The organism is Micromonospora sp. RV43, assembly GCF_001029515.1.
GTDB lineage: Bacteria > Actinomycetota > Actinomycetes > Mycobacteriales > Micromonosporaceae > Micromonospora > Micromonospora aurantiaca.
On the sequence record NZ_LEKG01000009.1, the window covers coordinates 17,475 to 41,416 of the forward strand.

Here is a 23,942-nt window from a genome sequence, read left to right on the forward strand (position 1 = left end):
GCTGCCGACCCCCTGCGCCCGTGACGGCAAAGGACCCGGCCACCAGCACGGGCTGCCCGACCTCATCGAACCGTCGGGCTCGACCCACGGCCTCCTATCCACCTCCACCTTGGGGCGCACCGTTGCGCACGGGCATACGCGGGCCGACGGCGCGCGGCTGCTGCCCACCCCTAGGGCGAGCGACACCGGCACGCCCGGACGACGTGCGGGGGCCGGGTTCCGGCCTCCGCTGTCGCAGGTGCTGCTGCCCACCCCACGGGCCACCGACGGCGAGAAAGGTTGCCCTGGGCAGCGCGGCTCGCACGGCGACCTGACTCTCCCTTCCGCGGCGGTGCGGGTCCCGGCCCGGATCCTGCCCACCCCGCGCGCGTCCGACGGGCGCGGTCCCGGGCGGCACGGCGGCGGCGGCGCGGACCTGCGCACCACCATCGCCGGGCTCGGGCAGCCCGACGAACAGCGGTGGGGCGGCTACGCCGACGCGGTGGCCCGCTGGGAGCTGCTGCTCGGCCGGCCCGCACCGGAACCCACGCAGACCGGCCGGCACGGCAAGCCCGTCCTCGCGCCGCCGTTCGTGGAGTGGCTCATGGGCCTAGACCCAGGCCACGTCACCGACCCCGACCTGGGGCTGCCGCGCACGCTCGCGCTGCGGGTCCTCGGCAACGGGGTCGTGCCCCAACAGGCCGCCGCCGCCCTGCGGCTGCTGCTGTGCCCGTGCAGGTGGTAGCGGGAGAAGGTTCCTTGGCCTACCGACATGGCCAGTGGTGGCGCGCCCGGTTGAGGCCAGGGTGCCAGTGAGATCCCGCTAACCGGCATCGGCGTGCTCCGCCTCCACGGCCTCGCTCCGCAGGCGGCACCGCCAGTCCGACGCGATGGCGGTGCCGCCTGCGGACAGCCAGCCCTCATCTGAAAACCCCAGGTCCCTACCGCCCCTGCGGCTGGCGGTCCGAGATTAGGAGTCAAGCCCATGCGATCAGCACGACGAACCCGCAGCCTCACCCCCGCCGCCAACTCCGACAGCGACGACGCAGCTTGTACCTGGACCACGGAGCGCATCCTGGCGCTCGGGGCGACCACGGATCTCGCCACCGCCGCCGCCATCCTCGGCATCTCCCGCTCGGCGGCCTACAAGCTGGCCGCCCGCGACGCCTTCCCGGTGCCACTGTTCCGGGCCGGCGCGTACTACCGCGTGCCGACCGCCCCCATCCTGCGGAAACTGCACCTCGAGTCCCTGCCGGTACCGGCAGCTGGTGACACCGGCGGGGCGGGTGCCGACGAGGACGGCGGGTATTCGGGCGCGGACAGGGACACCACGGGCTGCAGCCCTCCGCCTTGACCCCACCGGGGGTGGTAGGCACGGTCCACCGGCACGGCTCCGTACGCCGTGCCGGTGCAGTCGCGCCGACTACTGCTCGACGACGCCGGAGAGGAGCCGGACCAGGGTGCGGCGCAACACCCGCTCGATGTCATCCACGACGGCTGACAGGTCATCTGTCGGCTGACCGGTGAGCGTGCGCAGTTCCCGCCCGCTCGGGTCGTCGCCGTGCATCTCGTCGTTGCGGAGCCGGTACCCCAGACGCAGGAGTGCCTCGAGCCGCTCGGGAGGCGCCTGCAGGACAGGGTCGTCCGCCAAAAGCACGGTCGCTCCGGCAACGACCTTGTCCTGCTTCCAACGATCCGCTGGGAGGCCTGGCAGTTTGATGAACAGCACTTCGCTGCAGACCATCAGGTCGATGAGCCGGTCGGTCGGCACCCGGTCAGCCCCCGCCAGGACCAGCCGGCGCAGCGCGGTTTGCAGACCCCGGTTCCCCCGGACCACGGGATGCGCGAGGAGGTCGTACACCTCGCGCACCGCCTCAACCTGCTCTCGCCCGAGGATTGTCGGTCGCTCCTCGTCGAAGGCGGGTAGCGCCGACAGTGACGCCGTCGGCCCCAGTCCCTGGGGAAAGTCGTCGTCCGGTGGGCAGCGGATCGCCCGGGTCGCGGTGACGGACCCGCCGCACACCAGCCGCAGTGCGGTCACGAGGCGGCTGGCTGGCTCGACCAGCGCGCCAGAATCCGGCGCCGTCGGTTGGGCGGGTACGTCCACGTCCGAGCACACCGGGTACGAGGTGCAGCGGGTCAGGGCCCACTGGTGGAACCGCGACACGGTCACCGAGGTCGGGCCGCCCGCGAAGGCGATCGGCACCGCGAGGTAGCCGATCGCGGCGCTCACCTGCCGGTCGCTCATCGCTTGCAGCACCAGGCCGTCCGGCAACGTGACCGCCTCGATGCCCGCGGTGGGGGTGAAGGCGCTGAGCGGGACCACCTCGACCAGCCGGGCCCGCGTTGCCAGCAGACCGTCCTCCAACCTGCTGTACGCGGCGTCGAATGCCTCTTGGTCGAACCGGTAACCCCCGACGGCGGCAACCATGGGTTCGAGGACGTACTTAACCAGCGTCGGCCCCAGTTGCCGGTGGGTGAGGGCGAACTCCACGCCGACGAGGCAGTCCACCCGCGAGCGCAGCACCTCATCGGCGGTCGCGACGGCCCGCACCGTCCCGATCTCGGCGAAGGTGTTCAAGAATCGGTAGTCGGTGACCCGGGCCGGCATCTGCCAGACGTCGCGGCGGATCGCGACGAACGACTCCTGCCCGTGGCGGTGCCACTCGCCGAAGTCGGGAACGGTCGCGAACACCGGCACGCCGTCGCGAGCGGCCAAGTCGGCGAGCACCGCCGCCATCAACTGGCCCACTGCCGCGTGCAGCTGTGGGCGCCGCACCCGACCCTCACCACGTCATCTGCCGCCACCATTGGCCGTCCTCCATGCCCGATCTAACGCGAACCGGACAGGATCCCAGACTCCGGAGCAGGGCGCATCTGACTTTCGCCGGTCACCGGCCCCAGCGCATGGACCACCCACCCACCGGACCTGGAACCGCGGCGACTTGATCGTGGCCGCCGGTCACGCGTGGATGTCGATCGACCAAACCGATGCCCCATCACCCAGACGAACGGGAGCACCACCTCCGATGCCAGACGGAAGCATCTTCAAGCGCTGCGGCTGCCGCCACCCCGACACCGGCAAACCATGGGGAATCGACTGCCCGAAACTACGCCGCGCGAACCGAGCCTGGAGCTCCGACCACGGCCATTGGGCCTACCAGCTCGAACTACCACCCACCATCGACGGCGGGCGCCGGCAGCTACGCCGCTCCAGCTTTCCCACCCGGCGTGCCGCCGCCGACGAACTCGACCACGCCCGCGACCTGCTCGCCCTCGCCGACGGTGACCGGCGCCGCCGCACCGAGATTGCCGACCTGCTGCAAACCGCCGTACGCGCCAAACGTCCCCTGCCCGAGGTCGACCGCATCCGCCAGCGGCTGCGCGGCGACGGTGCGCTCGCCGACATGCCCACCGTCGCCGAGTACCTCACCGGCTGGCTGACCCACCTCACGATCGACGCGAACACGCAGCGCGGCTACGAATCGATCGCGCGGGTCCACTTGATCCCACACCTGGGCGACATCCCGCTGGACAAGCTGCGCACCACCCACATCCGCGCCATGTTCGCCGCCATCGAGCGCCGCAACGACGAGATCGCCGCCGCGAAGGCGAGCAGCGACCCAGTCATCCGCGCGTCCGTCACCGGCGTGCGACCCACTGGTGCCAGCACACGGCAGCGCATCCGCGCCTGTCTGCGCAAAGCGATCAACGACGCCCTCGCCGACGAACTCATCGTCGGCGCCAACCCCGCGGCCCTGGTCAAGGTCCCCGCCGACCGGCCCCTACCAATCGTGTGGGAGGACGAACGCGTACGGCGGTGGAAGACCACCGGCGAGGTCCCCGGACCGGTGATGGTCTGGACCGACTCCCAGGTCGGGCAGTTCCTCGACTACGCCGCCGTACACGCCCCCGACCTGCACCCGATGTGGCACTACATGGCCTACCGCGGGCCCCGCCGCGGCGAGGCGTGCGGCCTGCGCGACAGCGAGGTACGCCTGCACCGCCGCGAGACCACCATCAACAACCAGATCGCCACCCACGGCTACACCGCCGTGCAGAAACCACCGAAGAGCAGGGCCGGAAACCGCGACGTCGCCCTCGACACCGACACGACCAAAGTCCTCACCGCCTACAAGGCCCGCCGCGCCGCCTGGCAACTTGCCGCCGGCGACGCGTGGCCCGACACCGGCCTGTTCTTCGTCCGCCCGGACGGGAAGCCGTGGCACCCCAACGCCGTCACTCAACGGTTCCGCAAGCTCGTCCGCAAGGCCGGGCTGCCCCCGATCCGGCTGCACGACCTGCGCCACAGCGCCGCCACCATCGCCCTCGACGCCGGCGTCGACATCAAGGTCGTCTCCGAGCAACTCGGCCACTCCACCACAACCCTGACCCGCGACACCTACCAGAGCGTCACCAAACAACTGCACCAGGACGCCGCCGATGCTGTCGCGAAGAAGATCAACCAGAAACGCCGCAAGGCAGGGTGAAACCCGCTCTCGGCAAAGCGGCAGCGGACGGCCGCGTGCGATCGGGCCGGCCCCGGTCGCCCGAGCGAATACGCTCGCGACGTGAGCGGTGACGACCAGTTGCTGAGCCGGCGGGGCAGCTTCGACGAGGACCCGGACAACTACCAGGCGGCTCGGCCGGGATACCCGCAGCGGGTGTACGAGGTGCTTGCCGAGTGCGGGCTGCGACCGGGTGCGCGCGTCCTGGAGGTCGGACCTGGAACCGGGCAGGTGACCCGTCCCCTCGTGGACTCCGGTGCGTCGGTGCTGGCGGTGGAACTCGGTGGCCGGCTGGCGGCCCGGCTGCGAACGAACCTGGCCGGCCACGACGTGACCGTCGTCGAGGGCGACTTCGCCACCGTGCCGCTGCCCGACGACACCTTCGACCTGGCCGTCTGCGCCACCGTCTTCCACTGGCTGAACGCGGGCGCGGCGGTGCGACGGCTGGCCCGCTTCGTCCGGCCGGGCGGAGGGCTGGCGGTGTGGTGGACGGTCTTCGGTGACCCCGACCGCAGCCCGCCCTGGCGCACGGAGCTGGACGCGGTGTACCGACGATGGCTACCGGGTCAGGGGCGCGGCCCCGCCGGTGTGCCAGCGCCGCTGCGGGTCGCCGAGCGCACGGCGGAACTGCGGGCAGGTAACTGGTTCGGCCCCGTCCAGGTCGAGATGATCCGCTGGGAACACCAGCTGACCCCGCACGGCGCACGCGGGCTGTGGGGGACCTTCCCGAACGTACGCGAGTTGAGCACTGACCAGCGCGAGGCGTTCCTCGACGGCGTCGCCGAGGTGGTCGCCCGCCAACCCGGCGGGACGGCAATCGACAATTACGTCACCGCGCTGTACACGGCGCCGCGCCGAAACCACGATGCCCTTCCAGCCAGTTCCTGAAATTGTCCAGCGGACGTCCGAAGGGCGCCAGCGATCTATGCCCCTCGACAGGGCCTGAGCTAGCCGGGCCTGCTCAAGCGGGACACCACCACCGTGCCGTTCGAGGATCTGGACCGAAGCGTTCTCGCTGGCATGGACCGTCCTGGGCTGGCTGCGGACCGAACAGCGGTCATCCCGCGTCCGGGGGGTGGTGTTGCTGCTCGGCGTAGGTGCGCCCAAGCAAGCTGTCCCGGTGGTGGGTGGTCAGGTGCGGACGGTCTAACTGGCGCCGGGCGTGGCGGACGTCGCGATGCGCGTGGGATGACCCGGCGGGCCGGTAGCTGTGGTGTGCATGCGGTACAGGGCGGCTGCCATGCGCGCGATGGCGGGGTGGTGGGGATGGACACGGCGGTGGTCGGCGATGGTCCGGGCGAGGAGCTGCTGCGCCGGTTCCTGGCGGCCGTGTTCGTGCAGGACGACGGCGAGGGTGGCTTGGGCGGCGAGGGTGGGTAGTGCGTAGGGTCCGTCGGCTTGGGTGTGGTGGCGGATGAGGTCGCTGTAGCAGTCGGCGGCGGCGGTGAGGTTCCCGGCGGCGCGGTGGGTGGCGGCCAGGACGCGCAGGGCGGCGCGGACTTCCGGGTTGGTGGGGTCTCGGAGAAGGTGACGCAGGCTGCGGTGTCCCCACTGGGCCCAGGGGAGCGCGGCGGCTGATTCGCCGCTGGTGAGGGTGAGGGTGGCTAGGAGCGCGGCGGCGCGGGCGGTCGCGGTGTCCAGGGCGAGCCTGCCGCTGGTGGGGTCGATGTGCAGGAGCCCGCTGTGCAGGACGTCGATGGCACGCTCGGGCTTGTTGTCGGCGGCGTGGCGCTGGGCCAGGTGTAGACGCTGGGCCATGGCCATCATCGGGCCGGTGATCTGCCGGGAGACGGCTCTCCAGGTGATGTGCAGGTCTGTGCCGGTCGCGCCGACGGTGACGCGTTGGATCGGGCCGAGCGCGTAGGAGGCGGCCTGGGTCGTCTTGCCGGTTGGAACGAGGTGTGGGGTGCGGTGCAGGACCACTGCGGCCACGGCGTCGCGGATCTCGTCGGCCGACACCGGTGCACGCCCGCAGGACGGCGCGCACAGGTAGACCCTGCCGCAGCCGGGCAGCTGGATGAGGATCATGGATCGCGCGCAGGTGTGGCAGGCCAGTAGGTCGGGTGGCACGGGCGCGGCCTGCACGGCGCGGGCCCGCGAGACCCATTCCTCAACCGTCGCCGGTGACAGGCCGTAACTGCGGGCCACGTCCCGGGCCGCTTGGTGCAGGCCGCGGACGGCGGCGTGCTCGAGGGTCGCGGCGACGACCTCGGCGACAAAGGCGGGTGTCCACGCGGCGAGGACTGGCGTCCGCGTCGGCATCGGCGTTCCTTCCTGGGGTTCATGTTCGCGTTCGGGCGGTTGGGCAGCACGCCGGGTTTGTGCAGGTTGTAACGACCGGGGGCGGCGCAGATGGGCGGAGGGTGTGGCCGGCGACGACAGTGGGGGGCTGTCGTCGCCGGCCACGTCGGTCGCCGCTGCCCTCCCTCTACGGGCGGGCGACCGGCTTGGACGCCCCGATGTGTGCCCAGCGCAGATGGCGGGCGACGAAGCGGACGGTGACAGAGAGATACAGTGCGATCTGTGACCTGGCCGCCGGAACCCAGGGCCTAGCGTTGGGCGTCGGACTGGGCGCGCGCCGGGGCGGTGACGGTCGTCGGCGTGGCGGTGTTCAGGGGCCAGGAGCTGCGGGTCGGGTGAGGGTTGCGGCGCATCGGGGCGATGACCGGCCCGTCGGGCAGGGTGAGCGCGGGTCTCGGGAGGTAGCCGTGCCGGCGGTACACGTCCTGGCTGTGGGGCGTGGTTTCGGTCCAGGAGGGCATGTCGATGCGGTCGAGGCGGCTCTCATGGTGGGTGAGCATCGCCGCGCCGATACCGCGCCGCCGGGCGGCGGGAAGGACGACGAGAACTGCCAGGTGGTAGTGAGGTTCGGTGGGTCGGACCTGGGTGAGTATGTGGTCGAGGAGTTCGAACTGCCGCGCGTGCGGGCCGGCGGCGTCGGCCAGTCGGCTGCGGTAGTTCGACGGTGGCGGGATGCTGCGGTAGCGGTGAAACCCCATCGCCGCGGCGCTCAGGTCGTCGGTGATCTGGATGTCGCCGAAGAACATGGCGTGTTCCACCCAGATCACCGCCACATCGGCCAGGATCCGCCGCCGGCAGGTCGGATCGGGCACCAGCCACTGGGCGAGCGGGCCGGAATGCAGGGCATCGGCGATCAGCGCGGCGACCGGTTCCTTGTCCGCCCACCGGGCGGCACGGATACGCGGAATGACGTCCATGAGATGCCTCCAAGGGCAGCGGATCCGGGTGGGATGGCGCGGGCTCACCGGTAGGCGGCGGTGGCGAGGTCACCGACGGCGGCATCGACCGCGGCGGTGATGTCGCGTACCTGCCGGTGGTGCTGCGCGGCGATGGTGCGTAGCTGCGCGGCGAGGGCGGCGATGTCGTCGGCGAGGTACAGGTGGTTGGTCAGGCCGAGGGTCGCGACGAGGCCGCCGAGGGCGGCGGTGTGGTTGTCGGGCTGGTCACGGCCGGCGGCGATGTAGTGCAGCCGGGCGCGGGCGACGACCGGCCACTTCAGGTCGGCGGGCAGGTAGCGGTCGGTGCGGGCGAGCCCGCCGAGGCGACGACGCACGTCGTGGCGCAGGATCCCGCCGGCGTGCAGTCCGGCGCGGGTGCGGTCGTACAGGTCATCGGCGAACCCGCGCAGCCACCCCCGCAGCGGCGGGGCCGGATGGGCGTAGCGGATCGATGCCAGGGCAGTGTCGGCGATCAGATCACCGACCGGGCGGTCCAGGTGCAGCCAGAGACGCTGCTCCTCGCCCGATGCGGTGTCGTCCGTGGTGTCGAGAGCGATCCGCCCGGCGAGGAACAGGTCGATGAGAACCGCACCAGCCAGGCCGAGGGCGAGGGCCTGCCGGTGGATGTGTGGCTGGCCGGTGTCGTCGTCGTGACCGAGCAGGAACAACTCGTCCCGCAACGGCAGCTGGGGGATGGAGGAGGTCATTTTGGATCCCGCCCTCTACCGCGGTCCGCCGGCGTGCTGTCGGAGGCGGGCGTGCATCCCGCCGTAGGCGGCCTGCGGCTGCGGAAGCAGCAGCTTGTCGACGGCGGCGAGGATCGTGTAGTTCGGGTCGCAGACGTTGCCGATCGGCGCCCGTCCCGCCTGCGACACCAACTGGTACGCGTCGAGCTGCTCCAGGCCGGTGAGCTCTTTCACCCAGCCGACCATGTCGCGGTGCGCGATCCGGTACGCGTCTTCGAGGGGACGGGCGCAGCCAACTGACATGATCGACGTGTCGGTCTCGAGACGGGGCCACACCGTCGGGACGCCTTTGATGACCTCGATGATCAGGGTGGTGGTTGTGGCGATCTCCACCCCGACGCCGCAGGCCTCACCCTCGCCCTGGCGGGCGTGGCCGTCGCCGAGGGCGAGCATCGCCCCGTGCACGTTCACCCCCAGGTACAGGGTGGTACCGGCGCGCAGCTCCGGCGTGTCGAGATTCCCGCCATGGCTGTCGGGCACGATGGTCGAACGCGCCTCGAAACCGCCCGGCGCCACGCCAATGGTTCCGATCATCGGGTCCAATGGCAGGTCGACCGTGTGGTCGCTGTCGGTGGCGTGGAAGCGGACCGCGCCGGCCTGCTGGTCGATGTCGTACACCCACACCCGCTCCTGGAGAGGCCGCTGCAGGGTCGCCGTGTGCGAGGTGGAGGTCAGTGCCCCGAAGTGCGGGAACGTCGAGGAGACTCCCCAGTCGCGGGCCGGAACGATCGAGGCGAGGTGGACGGCGAGGGTATCGCCTGGCTCTGCGTCCTCGACGAAGAACGGCCCGCACACGGGGTTCAGGTACGGCATGCGGCACACCTGCGACGGCAAGTCCGCCGGGCCGCGGACGAGCCCGCCGAAGCAGTCCTCGGTGTGCACCTGCAGGGTGTCACCGGAGCGGATGTGGGCTACGGGCATCCGGCCACCGAAGGTGTAGGCCAGCTCGTCGCGGGCGGGCCGGTAGGTGATCGTGTCCATGGTCGCTACACCCGCTCGACGTGGCGGGCCTGCGGCTGCACGGGCGCAAGGCCCGACAGGGCGGGCCGGCGACCGGTCAGGTACAGGCCGGCGAGTACGACCATGCCGAGGGCGAGCCAGGCCAGACCGAGACGCTGCGCGGCGATGTTCGCGTTGACCACCACGTAGGTGAGGATCGCGAAGCCGATACCGGGCATGACGAGGTGTGCCCACCAGTTGCGGCTCCGCTGGCGGATGAGGTGGTGCACGACGACGGAGACGTGCAGGACCAGGAACGCGACCATCGCCCCGAAGTTGATCAGCGACGACAGCAGCGTGATCCCGTCCGCTCGGGTCGCCATGTACAGGCCCAGCGTGAGGGACACGGCGCCCGTGAGCAGGGTCGCGTTGATCGGCACGTTGCGGCGGATCGACACCTTCGCCAGAAAGGCCGGGAGCTGCCGGTCGCGGGCCATGGCGTACAGCAGCCGGGACGTGGCGACCTGGGCGACCATCGAATTCGGCAGGCCCCACGCGATCGCGGTGGCGACCGCGCACAACGTCGCCAGCCAACCTCCGCCAGCCACCTGCGCGGCGTCGTAGAAGGCGGTGCCGTTCGGATCCCCGTCACTGAGCAGCGAGGCCGGCTCGGGGACGAGCATCGCGGCCAGCCACGTCTGCGCGATGAACAGGACACCGGCCAGGACGAGGACGGCGGCCATCGCCCGCCCGATCTGCCGGGAGCCACCCTTGGCCTCCTCGGCCAGCATGGAGATGCCGTCGAAGCCGAGGAAGGACAGCACCGCGATCGACACCGCCCCCGCGACGAGCGACCAGGTGAAGGTGTCGGAGTTGTAGAACGCGTCCCAGCTGAACCGGCCCCTGCCCGTTGCGAGGGCCCAACCGGCGACGGCGAGGAAGATCGCCAGGACGATCAACTCGCCGACGAGCATCACCCGGGTCACCATCGCGGTCATCCGGATCCCCACCGAGTTGACGACCGTGTTGACCGCGACGAACCCGAGCAGCCACAGCCACACCGGCACCGCGGGCACGGTGGAGTGCATCGCTACCGACGCCACCAGGTACAGCAGGCCCGGTACGAGGACGTAGTCGAGCAGGATCACCCAGCCGGCCAGGAAACCGACCGGCGCGCTGATACCTCGGCCCGCGTAGTTGTAGACGCTGCCGGACATGGGGAACGCCTTGACCATCTGCGCGTACGAAAACGCGGTGAACACCAACGCCACCACACCGACCGCGTACGCCAAGGCCACCATCCCTCCGGAACCGGCGTACACGCTGCCGAAGATCGCCATCGGCGCGATCGGCACCATGTACACCAGGCCGTACGCGACCAGGTCCCGGAACCGCAGTTGACGGCTCAACTCCTGTCGGTAACCATATTTGGAGAGGTCATTCTGGAAGGTCATCAGACTCCTCAAGCTCTTTGGTTATGGCTAATCACGCTATTTCGCGGCCCACTCGTCAGCGAAGGCAGATGCTTCTTCGGTCTTGAGGCGCAACAATTTCGTGGAGCATGCGAACGGGTGTCTCGGCAACGAGAATTGCTCACCGGGTTAGGTGAGTCGATACCGTTGATGCGGACATACGGTGTTGTCCGCATGCAACTGTCCGCGTAGCGTTCGACCACGTACGGTCAGACCTGTCCGGGTCTGGCAGCGACGGACAGACGGCACCAGGAGTACCGGTGGCGCAAACTCCACGACAGCTGAGCCCGCATCGGTCGGCGCTGCATGGGTTCGGTGCCGCGCTTCGGCAGTGGCGAGAGTGCCGCGGGTTGTCCCAGCGTGCTCTAGGCAGGCTGGTGCACGTCAGTGGGGACCTCATCGGCAAGGTGGAGAAGGCCGAACGTTGGCCGTCCGCCCGCTTCGTCGAGTCGTGTGAGGGCGCACTGCAGACAGGTGGCGAGCTGGTCCGCTTCCTGGCAGACCTGGAGAGTGCGCGCCGCCTTACCAGTGCGGGCTACCGCTTGGCCGAGGGTGCGGAGGGCCAACTCCGGGCCTCCATCGATCACCCTGACAAGACCGACCTGCTCCGTTCGTGGCACGAGCAGCCCGCCAGTCTGGCCGTGGCCGGAAACCGCACCGGATATGTCGGGATGGCGTCCACTGCCCATGCGCAGATTGGCGTCGCAGCCGCCATCGGGCGGCGAAGCCGTTCAGCCGACCGCCGAGACGTACTAATAGTGCTTTGTTAGGTCGTTGTGGCGTGTCGTTTGTACGGGCATCGTGGCGGTGCTTGGCTGCGGTGCGTGGATGAGCGTGATCTGGTTCGGGTGCGGGCGCGGTTGGAGGACTTCGCGGCGGGGATCTTCGCGGGGTTGCGGCGGTCGGATCAGCGGGCGACTGGCCTGCGGTATCTGCGAGGGCTGATGCTGGACGGTCGGCGCAAGTCGATGCAGCCGATGGCTGAGCGACTCGGGGTCGATCACCAGCAGTTGCAGCAGTTTTTGACCTCGTCCACGTGGGACGTGGCCGGTGTGCGCCGGCGGCTGGCCGCAGCTGCGGTCGACCTGATGACACCTCAGGTGTGGGTGGTCGACGACACCGGGTTTCCCAAGGACGGCAAGGCATCGGCGTGCGTGGCCCGGCAGTACTCCGGCACTCTCGGCAAGGTCGCCAACTGTCAGATCGCCGTGAGTGTCCACGCCGCAACCGACGCCGCCTCGGCGTTACTGAACTGGCGGCTGTTCGTGCCGGAGTCGTGGGACGACACCTGCGTGCCCGGCCCGGACGGCAAGCCCGCGAACGCGCACGCCCGCAGGCTGCGCCCGCAGCCGGTCACCCTCGATGCGGCCGGGGCGAAGAAACCACACTCGCGGGTGCGTCTGCCGCCCGCCGAGCAGATCGAGCAGATCCGCCGGCGGCGGACGGCGTCGAAGGTCCCCGACACCGAGCGGTACCGGCCGAAGTGGCTGATGGCCCTGCAGATGCTCGACGAGTTGGCCGAGTGGGGACTACGTCCACCGCTGCTGACCGCGGACGCCGGCTACGGCCAGGTCGCGGAGTTCCGCCAGGGCCTGACCGAACGCGGCATCAGCTACATCGTGGCGACCACGTCGTCAACCACCGCGCAACCCGGTGACGCCCAGCCGGTCGAGGTGCCCTACGCCGGTGTCGGCAAGCACCCCACACCGCGCTACCCCCAGCCAGCCCGCAGCCTGAAAGACCTCGCCCTCGCCCACGGCGCCGACGCCACACGCGTGGTGCGCTGGCGCGCCCGGCTACCCACACCCGACCGCGACCCGGACCGACCCACCGGCGAGCTGTCCGGGCACTTCTTCGCCCTGCGGGTGCGTCCCGCCGGCCGGACCATCCGACGCGGACCCCACCGCGGCGACGACGGTGTCCTGCCCGAATGCTGGCTGCTCGTGCAATGGCCCCCCGGCCAGGACGAACCCAGCGACTACTGGCTGTCCGACCTACCCGCCGACACACCACTTGCCGAACTGGTCCGCCTGGCCAAGAGCCGCTGGCGCATCGAGCACGACTACCGCGAACTCAAAACCGCCCTCGGACTCGACCACTTCGAAGGCCGATCCTGGATCGGCTGGCACCGCCACGTCACTCTCGCCGCAGCCGCCCAACTGTTCCTCACCCAACTCCGGACGACACGCCCAAAAGCAACGGGGCAGACCTGAGCCTCTACGCCATCCTCCGCGAACTGCAATACCTACTCGCGACCTGGCTCGGGTTCTGCCCCCTCTGCCGTCAACTCGTCCCAACTTAACAAAGCACTACTAATCGCGCAGGCGCTGTGGGCGGAGTTCCTCAGCTGGATCGACGAGCAGGGCGACGCCGCCGAGGCCGACGCCTGGCTGCGCCGCGCCCAGCGGCACGCCGTCGAAGCGAACGCGCCAGCGCTTGCCAGTTATGTCCTGATGAGGCAGAGCCAACGAGCCCTTGAGCGCTTCGACCCGCGTAATGCTGCTGCCTTGGCGCAGCGGGCGCTGGACGAGGTCCGGTTACCAGGCCGCATCCGCGCTCTACTGCTGGTCCGCCAGGCCCAGGCCTACGCGATGGGAGGTGACCAGAACGCCTGCGCAGCCACCATCGACCAGGCGCACAGGATCGCCGGCCGCGCCGATTGGGGCTCGGCGTTGCCGGTCGATGTTGGTGCCCACTGCGACCTGGTGTATGTGGCTGCCCACGAAGCGCAGTGCCGTCTGCTCCTCGGTCAACCGGCGGCTGCAGCCGATCTCTACGAGCAACTCCTGCGCCAATGGCCAGATCAGTGGCGCGTCGATGAGGCCCTGTGGCGATCGGCCTTGTCCACCGCCTACGTCAACAGTGGCGACGTTGAGCGCGCAGCGGTCGAGGCCACCAACGCATTGGCCTTGGCCACGGGTACCTCGTCCGCGCGGGCTCTGCGCTGGTTGAACCCGACGGCGGTGGCCCTGCGCCAGCAGACAGCCGTTCCGGAGGCGGCGACCTTCGTGCGCGCCTATCGGCAGGCCACTCTTGAAGCGTGCAACCATTAGCCCGTGGATCTGATCACGACGGCGACGAGCACCGAGGAGTCCGAGCGAGCGGCGTCCGTCGCGGTCCTTCCGGTCGGGAGTTTCGAACAGCACGGCGCCCACCTGCCGCTGCTGACGGACACTATCGTGGCATGCGCGATCGCGAAGGCAGTCGCCGAGCGCTACGACCTCTTTCTGCTGCCGCCCGTGACGGTCTCCTGCTCCCACGAACACGCGGCGTGGCGTGGAACGGTCAGTATCAGCGCCACCACGCTCGCCGCCGTGGTCGGTGACATCGCCGCCTCCCTGCGTCAATCAGGCATCAATCAGCTCGCTGTGATCAACGGGCACGGCGGCAACTACGCGCTTGCCAACGTCGTTCAGGAAGCCAACGTCGCCGGACCGAGGATGACTCTATTCCCCTCTCGGGCCGACTGGGACGACGCCCGAGTGGCCGCAGGCCTACACAGCACAGCCCACCAGGACATGCACGCGGGCGAGCTCGAGGTTTCGCTGCTCCTGCACGTCGCGCCCGAGGTAGTGCGTGACGGCTTCCAGCATGCCGACCATCTAGCGGACGATCGGCGTCACCTCCTCACGCAGGGCATGAGTGGCTACACCGCCAGCGGCGTCATCGGCCTGCCGTCCCACGCCACCGCAGCCCAGGGCAAAGCCGTACTCGAAGACCTCGTTCGCTCTTTCGCCGACCATCACGGCCTCCTGTTGAGACACAAGGCATGATCAGGAGTGATGCTGAACGGGAGCTGTTGTCCGTATCGACTTTGCTCGTTACCCCCCCCGGGGAGAGCGATCGGGCGGAGGTAGTTTGCGGGGTGCTCCGGGGCAGGGGAAGGGGCGCGGCGCTCGGACGTAGAGTCGGCCGTCTAAGCCCGCACACCGATACGAAAGACCTGGCCGTCCCGGTGTCCCGCCGACCGATTGACTAGACCGCCGTCGTCCGCCCCGCGTGCAGTTGTTCGAGGAGGACCCGTGAGGCCGGCTGACAGGATCGCTGAAGTGTCGGTGGAAGACGCCGTACGCGCCTCGGTGAGCTATGACCAACTGCGTACGGGTGATGACGCCCTGTACTGGCTGGAGACCCGCCCCGACGCCGGCGGTTGCACAGCGGTGACACGATGGCGGTCCGGCGAGGGCAAGCGTGATGTCAGTCCGAAGGGCTTTGATGTCGCCAGCGGCGTTCACGCGTACGGGGGTGGATCTTTCGCTGCTGCCAAGGGGACGCTGTGGTGCGTCGGCCGAGATGGCCTCTACCGGAGTCGTCGTTCCGACGATCAACTCGAATTGATCGCTCATGGATCCTTCGGTGACCTGACGGTCGGCGACGGCGAGTTGCTGGCTGTGCGGGAGTCGGGGCAGGGTGACGAACTCGTCGCGGTGTCGCTCACCGGTGCTCCGACGGTGCGAACTCTCGTCTCGTCCCCGGGGTTTCTTGGTGCGCCTCGGCCGGGTCCGGGTTGGTTGGCCTGGACCAGGTGGAGCGAGCGCGACATGCCCTGGGACGCGTGTGAGATATGGGTGGCGTCCTACTCGCCGCGTCATCAGGTCGACGGCGCAGTGAGACTGGCCGGCGGTCCGGAGGAGTCTGCGGTGGAGCCGCAGTGGGGACCCGGCGGGGCGTTGTACTTCGTGTCGGACCGCAGCGGTTGGTGGAACCTCTACCGGTGGGACGGCCACAGGGTGGAGGCGGTGGCGCCGATCGCGGGTGAGTGCGCTGCGGAGCCGTGGGAGTTGGGTTACGCGTCGTATGGCTTCCTCGACGGTGGTCGGATTGTCTTGATGGTGCAGGAGGGGCCGCGACACCGCCTTGTCGTCATCGAGCCCGACGGCACTGTCCGCCCGGTCGACCTGCCGTACACGTCGATCAAGCCGTACCTCGCCCCCCGCGGGACGACGGTGGCGTTGATCGGATCATCGCCGACCGTAGCCCCACAGGTCGCGCTCGTAGACCTGGCTGAGGCTGACCCCCAGGTGAAGGTGCTTGCCAGGCCGGAGCACGCCGCACTCGACCGCGCGCGAGTATCGACACCAACGGAGCTGCGCGTCCGAGTGGCCAGTGGGCGGGAGGTCCTTGCCCTGGTGTATCCGCCGACGGGCTCGGCGGCGGACTGGCGTGCGCCGGTGATCGTCCGGGCGCATCCCGGGCCTACCGCGTCCTGCCTGCTGCGCCTGGACTGGCAGGCACAGTTCTTCACCAGCCGCGGGTTCGCCGTGGTGGATGTCGACTACCTGGGTAGCACCGGGTATGGCCGCGCGTTCCGGGAATCGCTGTACGGTCGGTGGGGCTTGAACGATGTCGGCGACTGCGCGGCGGTGGCGGTTCATCTGCTGTCGACGGGGCGGGCGGTGCCGGGGCAGGTGTTCATCCGTGGTGCCAGCGCCGGCGGCTACACCGCGTTGCACGCGGTGGCCCAGGACGGCCCGTTCGCCGCTGCCACGGTCGTGTCGGCGATCGTGGATCCTGACCGGTGGGCGCAGACGGTGCCCCGGTTCCAGCGGGCGCACGCGATGCGGCTGCGAGGTGGTGCTGGCCGGGTCCGTGCCGCTGCTGTGCAACGGCCGGTGCTGCTCATTCATGGCATCGCCGACGAGGTGGCCGTGGTCGAGGATGTCCGCGAACTCGCCGACGAGTTGACGTCTCTCGGCATGGCACCTGAGGTGTTGCTTTTTGCCGATATCGACCACTATGTGGCGTCGTCCAGGCGAGCGGGCGCGGCGCTGGAGGCGGAGCTGGGTCACTACCGCTCGGTGATGGCGGATGCGGCCAGCGACTAACGGGGGGCTACACGGCCGCCAGCGGTAGTCGGTGACGCACGTACTCGCCGAACTCGCGGACCTCCGGCTCGCACCGGTAGGGCTCGAGGTCGGCCTGCACCTCGACGATGCGCTGCAGGCAGCGGTGTGAGGTGGTTCGTGCGGCGTGGTCGACTGCCTCGCGTGCGGTGGCGCAGGCTTCGTCGATGCGGCCGGCGGCGGCCAGCGACGAGGCCAGGAGCGCGGTGTCGATGGCGAGTCGCCGGACGTGGGTGGGGCTCAGGGCGGTGAGGGCGTCGCCCAGGTGCCGTTGGGTGTGCCGCGGTCGGCCCAGGTCGTGGAAGCAGTGGGCGATCTCGTCGGCGAGGTACGCCGCGTCGAAGTACCCGATCCACGCCGGCTCGTCCTCGGGCTTGCAACGGGCCAGTTGCCTTTCCGCGATGTCGAGGTGGGTCAGGCAGTCGTCTTCGCGTCCAAGGCGGGCGTGCGTGCGCGCCACCACCGCGTGCAGCGCGGCTGTCACAGCGGGCGTCGCCTGGGTCTCGCTTCCTCTCACCGCCGTCAGCGCCATCCTGCGTGCCGGCTCGGGGTGCCCGCAGTGCAGTGCGAGGTGGCCGATGTTCACGGCGAGCAGGTAGCTGCCGTACAGGCGGTCGTCGGCGGCTTCCGTCAGACGTAGAGCGCGAAGGTAGCGGCGCTGGGCAAGGCCATGGGCACCGGTGTCGACCGCCTGGTACCCGCAGAGCTCGAAGAATCCCGCCGCCAGCGTGTACAGGTGCCGGCCGACAGCCTCGGAGGTGGGAGTGTTCGCCAACAGCCAGTTCAGCTCGCCTTCGACGTACCGCTGCACCTGCGCGTGGACTCGTCCGGCGCCGTGGGTGTGGTCCAACTGCCGAAACATCGCCAAAGCGGTCTCCGCCGCATGAAGATCCTCTTCGTCAACCTGGTCAGGCGAGCCGGGTCGTCCGACCACGGGCGGCCGGGGGTCCGCCGCAGCGTTCAGCCAGTCAAGGGCGGCGCGATCGAGGACACCAGGCTGGAAGGGAACACGGACGACCATGCCCTCCACCCCGGGCTTCTCCTTCAATTGGGTGGGCAGCAGGGCGTCTGCGTTGCCAGAACCGCTCGGGGAAGTTGCCCGCATGTTCTCGCTGTTGCGACTTTCCTCGAGAAGAGGTAGCAGGCGGGTCAAGGCCCCTCCGGCTTTCAACGCCCTGTCGCAGGCCTCGACGAATTCCCGGGATGGGAAACGGTCCGCTGTCTCGATCCGACGCACCAGGTCGGCGCTGAAGCGGATCATCGCGCCGAGTCGCGCCTGGGAGAGGCTGGCCCTCTCCCGCAGCCGACGCAGCTCGGCGCCGAAGAAGTGGCGCTCGGACAGGGACGGCTGGAGCATCCGCGGCGTCTGGCCCATAGCACCGCCTCCTCGTGACTGTTCGCACCACTATGGCGATGATCAGCGTGACTATCGCGCACATAGGGTCACTCGGTGTTCAGCGCGGCGCAACCACGAACACCGAGATGCGTAGGTACGGAAGACGCTCACCGGTCGCGCACATGCGGACAGCCGCTTCGTCCGCATGCTCGGCATTCACTCCACCGACTCGACGGGCGATTGTGGAGACGTGCCGTTGGCTGCTCGTCAGATCCGCCACCGACTTAGCACGGGAGGCCGCAGTGCAGCAGGAGTCCGCTCCGCGCCGCGATCTTGGTACAACGGCTGCGCCCCGGCCTTCCCGCCGCACGAACGATCATGCCCATGGGCATCTGGGCGCTTACCCGGGCACCCATGACCGCCAGCAGGACGCGACCTTCGACCGGCACCACATCGACTTGAGATACCCGTGTGACTTGGCGAGTCCAGCGGCTTGACGCTCTGTTGAGCCCGAGAAGAGCGGTACGGCGGACCACCCGATCGGGAGGTCTTGATGGAGAGGGAGAGCACCCGAATGAGTGTCGACACGGCGAGCGGCGAGGACCTCCATGCCGCGATGGTCGATCAGCTCGTCGCTGATCACATGGAGAAAGGGCTGGTCATGCGGCCCGAGGTGGAGGCGGCGCTACGGTCCGTGCCACGTCATCTGTTCACTCCGGATGCCGCGCTGACGGAGGCGTACCGGGCCGACCAGGCCGTGGTGACCAAGCGGATCGGCGACGAGGCGGTCAGTTCGGTGTCGGCGCCGTGGCTCATCGCGGAGATGCTCGGTCAGGCCGCCGACGCCGTCGACGGTGGGTTGGCCGGTCGGCACGTCCTGGAGATCGGTTCCGGCGGATACAACGCCGCGCTGCTGCGCGAGCTGGTCGGCCCCGAGGGCTCGGTCACGACCGTAGACATCGATCGCGAGGTCACTGACCGGGCCACCGCCTGCCTCACCGCGGCGGGTTACGACGACGTGGCCGTGGTGTGCGCGGACGCCGAGCAACCGGTCAACCCGGGCCGCACATACGACCTGATCATCGTCACGGTCGGCGCCTGGGACATCTCACCGGCCTGGACCGCGCAGCTCGCCGAGAACGGAACGCTCGTCGTGCCGCTGCGGACGTTCGGGATGACCCGCTCATGGGCGATGCGTCGGACCGGCGATCGGCTGGTCAGCCACAGCCAGCGGCTGTGCGGGTTCGTGTCGATGCAGGGCGCCGGGGCACATGAGGTGCGGTACGTCGACATCGCTGACGGGGTGTACCTGCGGCTGGACGAGGACCAGCAGGTCAATCGCCACGCCGTCGGTGAGCTGTTGGCGCAGCCGCAGACGCAGGCATGGGCCGGGGTGAGCCTGCCCCCTCGTACCGTCCTGGCTGACCTCGACCTGTGGCTGGCGTCCCGCATCACCGATGCAGGACAGCTTTTCGTTGTTCTCACGGCTCAGCAGGAGGCCGTGGATGCCGGCGTCGTCGCCCCGGCGTGGCGCTTCGGCACACCGGCCGCCCTCAACAACGGCGCTTTCTGCTACCGCTCGACGCTGCGCTGGAACGACGACGACATGTTCGACCTCGGCGCCTGCGCGCATGGGCCCGACGCCGCGTCGGCGGCCGGTCGGATGGTCGGACAGATGCGCGCGTGGCTGGATTCGGGCAGCCCTTCGCCGGTGCTGCACGTCCTGCCCACTGGTACTCCCGACGGCGACCTGCCGGCCGGGACGGTGCTGGACAAGCGGCACAGCCGCTTTGTCCTCACCTTCACCCCCGCATAGAAGGGAACGCACGTGAACGACACCGAAACCTCGGAGTTCGTCCTGGACGTCAGCCTGGTCGACGCCGGCCCCACCGCGGGCGGCTACGCCACCGCCACCGACGACGGGTGCGGCTCCGGCAACACCGGCTCCAACGCCTGCACCACCAAGTGTGACGGCGGCAACTGACCCATCCGTTCCTCTCAGGATCGGGCCCGGCGTCGCGCACGCCGGGCCCGACGAATTCGGTGGTGCCTCATGGTTCCCGCAGTTGGTGCGGCGCTGATCAGAATCGCCGCCTACCCCCAGGGTCTCGTTCTGCCGCCCTGGCCCGACATAGCCCACGGTCATCCCGATCAGTGGCGCGAGTGGCTGGACACGACGTGGACGCTGCCTGGATTCGCGGCAGCCGTTACCGGCGCGGCGCCGCAGCTCGCCGACCAGATCCAACGCGCTCTGACCGGGGAGCCGCTGCCACCACAACGACTGCGACGCCTGGTGCAGTCAACGGTCCGGTACCTGCTGCGCTGGACCACCCGTGCCACCCCGTTTGGCACGTTCGCCGGCGTCGCCCCGGTCCAGTTCGGCGCTCGCGCGGCAGTCCTCCTGGGCGACGCCCATCGCGCGGTCCCACGCCCCGACGGGCAGCTCATCGCCGAGCACACCGCGCGGGCCGAACACGACCTGGCCACCCTGCGCACCGTCCCCGTCGTGACGAACTCGTTGGGATACCGGCGCGGCGACACATGGGTTCTGCCCTGTGCCCACGCCAGCGCCGATCGGCGGTGGGACGTCGAGGTCCGCCTGACCAGCCCGATCCGGGCAGCGATCCAGGCGGCGCGGTCCCCGGTCAGGTTCGCCGAACTCGCCGAGACGATCGCTGTGCCTGCCGGCATCACCGACGCCGAGCGCCTGCTGGCCGACCTGGTCCACACCGGGGTGCTGCTGTCGGCTCTCCGCCCGCCCATGACCGCCACCGACCCGGCCGCTCAGGTCGCCCGCCACTGCGTCATTCCGACGCCGGGCAGCCGGACTGCCGTCGATCTACGTGCCGACATCGCCGTGACCCTGCCCCCGCCGGTCCTGCACGAGGCGGAGCGGGCCGCGTCGACCCTCGTGGCGGTAGCGCCACCACCTACCCCCGGATGGGCCGAGTACCACAGCGCGTTCATCGAGCGATGGGGTCCAGGAGCGGCTGTTCCCATCCGTGAGGTGCTGAACGTGCTTGGTTTTCCGGCCGGCTACCGGGGATCCACACGCCGCGCCCCAGCGCTGTTCACCGCCCGCGACCGGCTGCTCGGACAGCTCGCGCAGCACGCCGCACTCGACGGCTGCACCGAAGTCGGGCTCGACGACGCGCTGATCGACCGGATCCGCGGGAATGACGACCGGCCGCCGATTCCGCACACCGAACTGCGGTTCGCCCTCGCCGCCGACACTCCGCGCGACCTGGACCTCGGCGCGTTCACCCTGACGGTACTCAGCGGGTCCCGTCACGCCGGGGTCGCCGCGGCCCGGTTCCTGCACCTGCTCACCCTCTCCGAACTCGCCGGATTCCAGCAGGTTTACCGGCATCTGCCGACTGCCCTGCCCGGCGCCGCCCCGCTGCAGATGTCCGGGCCCCCGTTGGACGCCCGCCTCACCGCAGTAGCCCGGACGCCCGAGCTGCTGCCCGTCCTCCCTGTCGGCGACTTCCACCCGGCACCGCCGTACACGATCGACGACCTGGCGGTGGTCGGCGACGGACGCCAGTTGTGGCTGGTATCGCTGACCACCGGTCAGCCTGTCGAGCCGCTGCTGTTCAACAGCGTGTTGCTACCCACGCTGCAGCAGCCGCTGATGCGGTTCCTGGCCGAGATCTGGACCGCGTGGACGGCACCGTGCAGCCGGTTCGACTGGGGACACGCCAGCGGCCTGCCGTTCCTACCCCGCCTGCGACGGGGACGCACCATCGTGCACCCCGCCCGCTGGATCATCGACCACACCGCGCTTCCCGCTCAGGGGACAGCATGGGCGCAGTGGTCTGACGCCTGGCGACGACACCGCCTCCAACGGCACATCCCGGAGCAGGTCCTGGTCGGCGATGACGACATACGCCTACGCCTTGACCTGGACAACCCCGCCCACCTGGCGGTCCTCCGCGACCACCTCGAACGGCATCCCCGCACCGTGATCACCGAGGCTCCAGGGCCGGCGGGCTGGATCGACGACCGCCCCGCCGAACTCCTGCTCACCCTCACCCACCCCGCGCCGGCCGCTCAACCAGCCCGACCAGCCCGAACCGCCACCACTGTTCAGTACTGGCCAGGGCAGTCACGGTGGATCGAGGCACACCTACACGGTCGGCTCGATGACATCTTGACCGACCTCGCCCGCCGCCCCGCCGACCACCTCCCAGCCGGTTGGTGGTTCCTGAGGTATCCCCACCCCGAGCCACACCTGCGGCTACGCATCCCACTTCCGGACACCGGCCGGTTCGCCGACACCACCCGCCACCTCGCCCGCTGGGTGCAGCACCTGCACGACGACGCCCTCGTGCACGACTACAGCTTGCACCCGTACCGCCCCGAAACCCGCCACGGCGCCGCAGCGACCCTCGCCGCCGCCGAGCGGGTGTTCGCCGCCGACTCCCGCGCCGCCCTGCACCGGCTCACCGGAGACCGCCAAGCCGCCACCGCAGCCGGGATGATCGCCATCGCCGACGGCTTCACCGGCGACGGCCCGCGCTGGCTCGCGACCCATGTTCCTCACCGGACCGGCCCCCGCCTCGACCCCGCCCAGCTCGAACATGCCCGACGCCCCGTGCATGACGAGCGGCTCGCCGCAGCGCTGGCCGCCTACCGCTCCATGGTCGCCCATGACGGGTTCGACCCCGACGACGTGCTGGGTGACCTGCTGCACCTGCACCACGCCCGCATGATCGGCGTCGACCCCGCCTCCGAACAGCACTGCCTGAGGCTGGTCCGCACCATCGCCCGCACCACCCTCGCAGGGCTCAAGCCGTGACCGTGGGACAGTCCCTCGCTGACGGCGCGGCCGGCATCGCCCTGCTGCACCTCGAAACCGGCAACAGGCCGGCAGCGTACGAGGCACTGCGCGACGCCATCGCTGGTGGTGTGAGCATCGCCGATGGGGTCAGCCTCTTCTACGGCGCTCCCGCGCTCGCATTCGTCCTCGCCACCACCGACCACCCGGGGCTCGCCCAGGCACGAGCGGCCACCGCCGACGGCACCGCCACGGTGGCTCGTCGTCGACTCGACGCCGCCCACCGCCGCATCGACCGACGTCAGCAGCCGCACTACGCCGAGTACGACCTCATCCGCGGACTGACCGGCCTCGGCGTCGTCCTGCGCCGGCTCGGCGATCACGACCTGCTCCGCCAGGTCCTGGACTACCTCGTCCGGCTCACCGAACCGCGAGGCGAGCTACCCGGCTGGTGGTGCTGGAACGGGCCCGAACGCCGCCAGCCACCGCCCGTCGGCGGTCACGCGAACTTCGGCATGGCCCATGGCATCACCGGCCCACTGGCACTGCTCGCCCTCACCCTCCGCGACGGCATCACCGTCGCCGGCCACACCACGGCGATTACCCGCATCAGCCGATGGCTGGACGCCTGGCAGCAGCACACCGACGGCACGATCTGGTGGCCGCAAACCATCACCCTCACCGACCTACACCACGGAACACCCGCCCAGCGAACCCCGCTGCGGCCGTCCTGGTGCTACGGCACCCCCGGCATCGCCCGCGCCCAGCAACTCACCGCACAAGCCCTGCACGACACCACTCGGCAGCGCTTCGCCGAGACCGCCTTCACCACCTGCGTCACCGACCCCGAACAACTTCGACGGCTCACCGACCGAAGCCTGTGCCACGGCACCGCCGGACTGCTGGCCACCGCCCGCCGCATCGCCGCCGACGCCCTCACCCCCATACCCCTCGATCTCGTCACCGATCTCCATCGGCAGGCCACCCCCACCAGCAACGAGCCCGAAGGGCTCCTCGACGGGAGGGCAGGAGCCGACCTCGTCACCGCCGCCACCACCGCGTGGGACGCCTGTCTCCTCCTCACCTAACGAAAGAGCCAT

17 protein-coding genes and 3 pseudogenes are annotated in these 23,942 nt (G+C 70.0%); 13 read left to right on the plus strand and 7 right to left on the minus strand.

What is annotated here, in order from left to right:
* Positions 1-109: 109 nt before the first annotated feature.
* Both ABD52_RS04045 and ABD52_RS04050 read left to right on the plus strand, forming a co-directional pair.
* On the plus strand, positions 110-724 hold the full coding sequence (locus tag ABD52_RS04045; protein ID WP_235437326.1) for a hypothetical protein: 615 nt from the start codon (positions 110-112) through the stop codon (positions 722-724).
* Positions 725-964: 240 nt separating this feature from the next.
* Positions 965-1,333: a hypothetical protein gene (locus tag ABD52_RS04050; protein WP_047890802.1), complete on the plus strand. Its 369-nt coding sequence runs from the start codon at positions 965-967 to the stop codon at positions 1,331-1,333.
* A gap of 69 nt (positions 1,334-1,402) precedes the next feature.
* Here the strand turns inward: ABD52_RS04050 and ABD52_RS04055 are convergent, their stop codons facing one another.
* Positions 1,403-2,560 carry a hypothetical protein gene (locus tag ABD52_RS04055; protein ID WP_235437327.1) on the minus strand — a complete coding sequence of 386 codons (1,158 nt, stop codon included), beginning with the start codon at positions 2,558-2,560 and terminating at the stop codon, positions 1,403-1,405.
* Positions 2,561-3,008: 448 nt separating this feature from the next.
* Between ABD52_RS04055 and xerC the strand changes: the two genes are divergently transcribed.
* The gene (gene xerC / locus ABD52_RS04060) at positions 3,009-4,469 is read left to right on the plus strand and encodes a tyrosine recombinase XerC (protein WP_047890804.1); all 1,461 of its coding nucleotides are present in this window, start codon (positions 3,009-3,011) and stop codon (positions 4,467-4,469) included.
* A gap of 81 nt (positions 4,470-4,550) precedes the next feature.
* Entirely contained in the window at positions 4,551-5,375 is an 825-nt protein-coding gene (locus ABD52_RS04065) for a class I SAM-dependent methyltransferase (protein WP_047890805.1), read from the plus strand.
* A 258-nt stretch (positions 5,376-5,633) separates the two neighbouring features.
* Here ABD52_RS04065 and ABD52_RS04070 read toward each other — a convergent pair whose 3' ends face one another.
* From ABD52_RS04070 to ABD52_RS04090, 5 genes are all read right to left on the minus strand, one after another.
* Positions 5,634-6,749 carry a tetratricopeptide repeat protein gene (locus ABD52_RS04070; RefSeq protein WP_047890806.1) on the minus strand — a complete coding sequence of 372 codons (1,116 nt, stop codon included), beginning with the start codon at positions 6,747-6,749 and terminating at the stop codon, positions 5,634-5,636.
* A 287-nt stretch (positions 6,750-7,036) separates the two neighbouring features.
* Entirely contained in the window at positions 7,037-7,705 is a 669-nt protein-coding gene (locus ABD52_RS04075) for a GNAT family N-acetyltransferase (protein ID WP_047890807.1), read from the minus strand.
* A 44-nt stretch (positions 7,706-7,749) separates the two neighbouring features.
* The gene (locus ABD52_RS04080; RefSeq protein WP_047890808.1) at positions 7,750-8,433 is read right to left on the minus strand and encodes a GPP34 family phosphoprotein; all 684 of its coding nucleotides are present in this window, start codon (positions 8,431-8,433) and stop codon (positions 7,750-7,752) included.
* A gap of 15 nt (positions 8,434-8,448) precedes the next feature.
* Entirely contained in the window at positions 8,449-9,453 is a 1,005-nt protein-coding gene (locus tag ABD52_RS04085) for an acetamidase/formamidase family protein (RefSeq protein ID WP_047890809.1), read from the minus strand.
* Positions 9,454-9,458: 5 nt separating this feature from the next.
* The gene (locus ABD52_RS04090) at positions 9,459-10,865 is read right to left on the minus strand and encodes an APC family permease (RefSeq protein ID WP_047890810.1); all 1,407 of its coding nucleotides are present in this window, start codon (positions 10,863-10,865) and stop codon (positions 9,459-9,461) included.
* Positions 10,866-11,143: 278 nt separating this feature from the next.
* On the opposite strand from ABD52_RS04090, the pseudogene ABD52_RS04095 reads away from it, so the two are divergent.
* From ABD52_RS04095 to ABD52_RS04115, 5 genes and pseudogenes are all read left to right on the plus strand, one after another.
* Positions 11,144-11,641 (plus strand): annotated as a pseudogene (locus ABD52_RS04095) (helix-turn-helix domain-containing protein); the annotation flags it as partial.
* A 66-nt stretch (positions 11,642-11,707) separates the two neighbouring features.
* Positions 11,708-13,096 carry a transposase gene (locus ABD52_RS04100; RefSeq protein ID WP_047890811.1) on the plus strand — a complete coding sequence of 463 codons (1,389 nt, stop codon included), beginning with the start codon at positions 11,708-11,710 and terminating at the stop codon, positions 13,094-13,096.
* Positions 13,097-13,195: 99 nt separating this feature from the next.
* Positions 13,196-13,936: pseudogene (locus ABD52_RS04105) on the plus strand (XRE family transcriptional regulator); the annotation flags it as partial.
* 3 nt (positions 13,937-13,939) lie between these two features.
* A complete protein-coding gene (locus ABD52_RS04110; protein WP_047890812.1) occupies positions 13,940-14,656 on the plus strand; it encodes a creatininase family protein in 717 nt (238 codons plus the stop codon).
* A gap of 897 nt (positions 14,657-15,553) precedes the next feature.
* Positions 15,554-16,743, plus strand: a pseudogene (locus tag ABD52_RS04115) (prolyl oligopeptidase family serine peptidase).
* Here the strand turns inward: ABD52_RS04115 and ABD52_RS04120 are convergent.
* Positions 16,716-18,101, minus strand: coding sequence for a helix-turn-helix transcriptional regulator (locus tag ABD52_RS04120; RefSeq protein WP_047890813.1), 1,386 nt, complete (start codon positions 18,099-18,101; stop codon positions 16,716-16,718). The pseudogene ABD52_RS04115 and the gene ABD52_RS04120 sit on opposite strands and share 28 nt — an antisense overlap.
* Positions 18,102-18,636: 535 nt before the next feature.
* Between ABD52_RS04120 and fxlM the strand changes: the two genes are divergently transcribed.
* The 4 genes from fxlM (at position 18,637) to ABD52_RS04135 (ending at position 23,930) form a co-directional block, all read left to right on the plus strand.
* Positions 18,637-19,878 carry a methyltransferase, FxLD system gene (gene fxlM / locus ABD52_RS04125; protein WP_047890814.1) on the plus strand — a complete coding sequence of 414 codons (1,242 nt, stop codon included), beginning with the start codon at positions 18,637-18,639 and terminating at the stop codon, positions 19,876-19,878.
* Positions 19,879-19,890: 12 nt separating this feature from the next.
* Positions 19,891-20,046 carry an FxLD family lanthipeptide gene (fxlA, locus tag ABD52_RS38035; protein WP_082171195.1) on the plus strand — a complete coding sequence of 52 codons (156 nt, stop codon included), beginning with the start codon at positions 19,891-19,893 and terminating at the stop codon, positions 20,044-20,046.
* A 69-nt stretch (positions 20,047-20,115) separates the two neighbouring features.
* On the plus strand, positions 20,116-22,863 hold the full coding sequence (locus ABD52_RS04130) for a lantibiotic dehydratase (protein WP_047890815.1): 2,748 nt from the start codon (positions 20,116-20,118) through the stop codon (positions 22,861-22,863).
* Positions 22,860-23,930, plus strand: a complete 1,071-nt coding sequence (locus ABD52_RS04135; RefSeq protein WP_047890816.1) for a lanthionine synthetase C family protein — start codon at positions 22,860-22,862, stop codon at positions 23,928-23,930. The genes ABD52_RS04130 and ABD52_RS04135 overlap by 4 nt, the downstream gene beginning before the upstream one ends.
* Positions 23,931-23,942 lie beyond the last annotated feature (12 nt).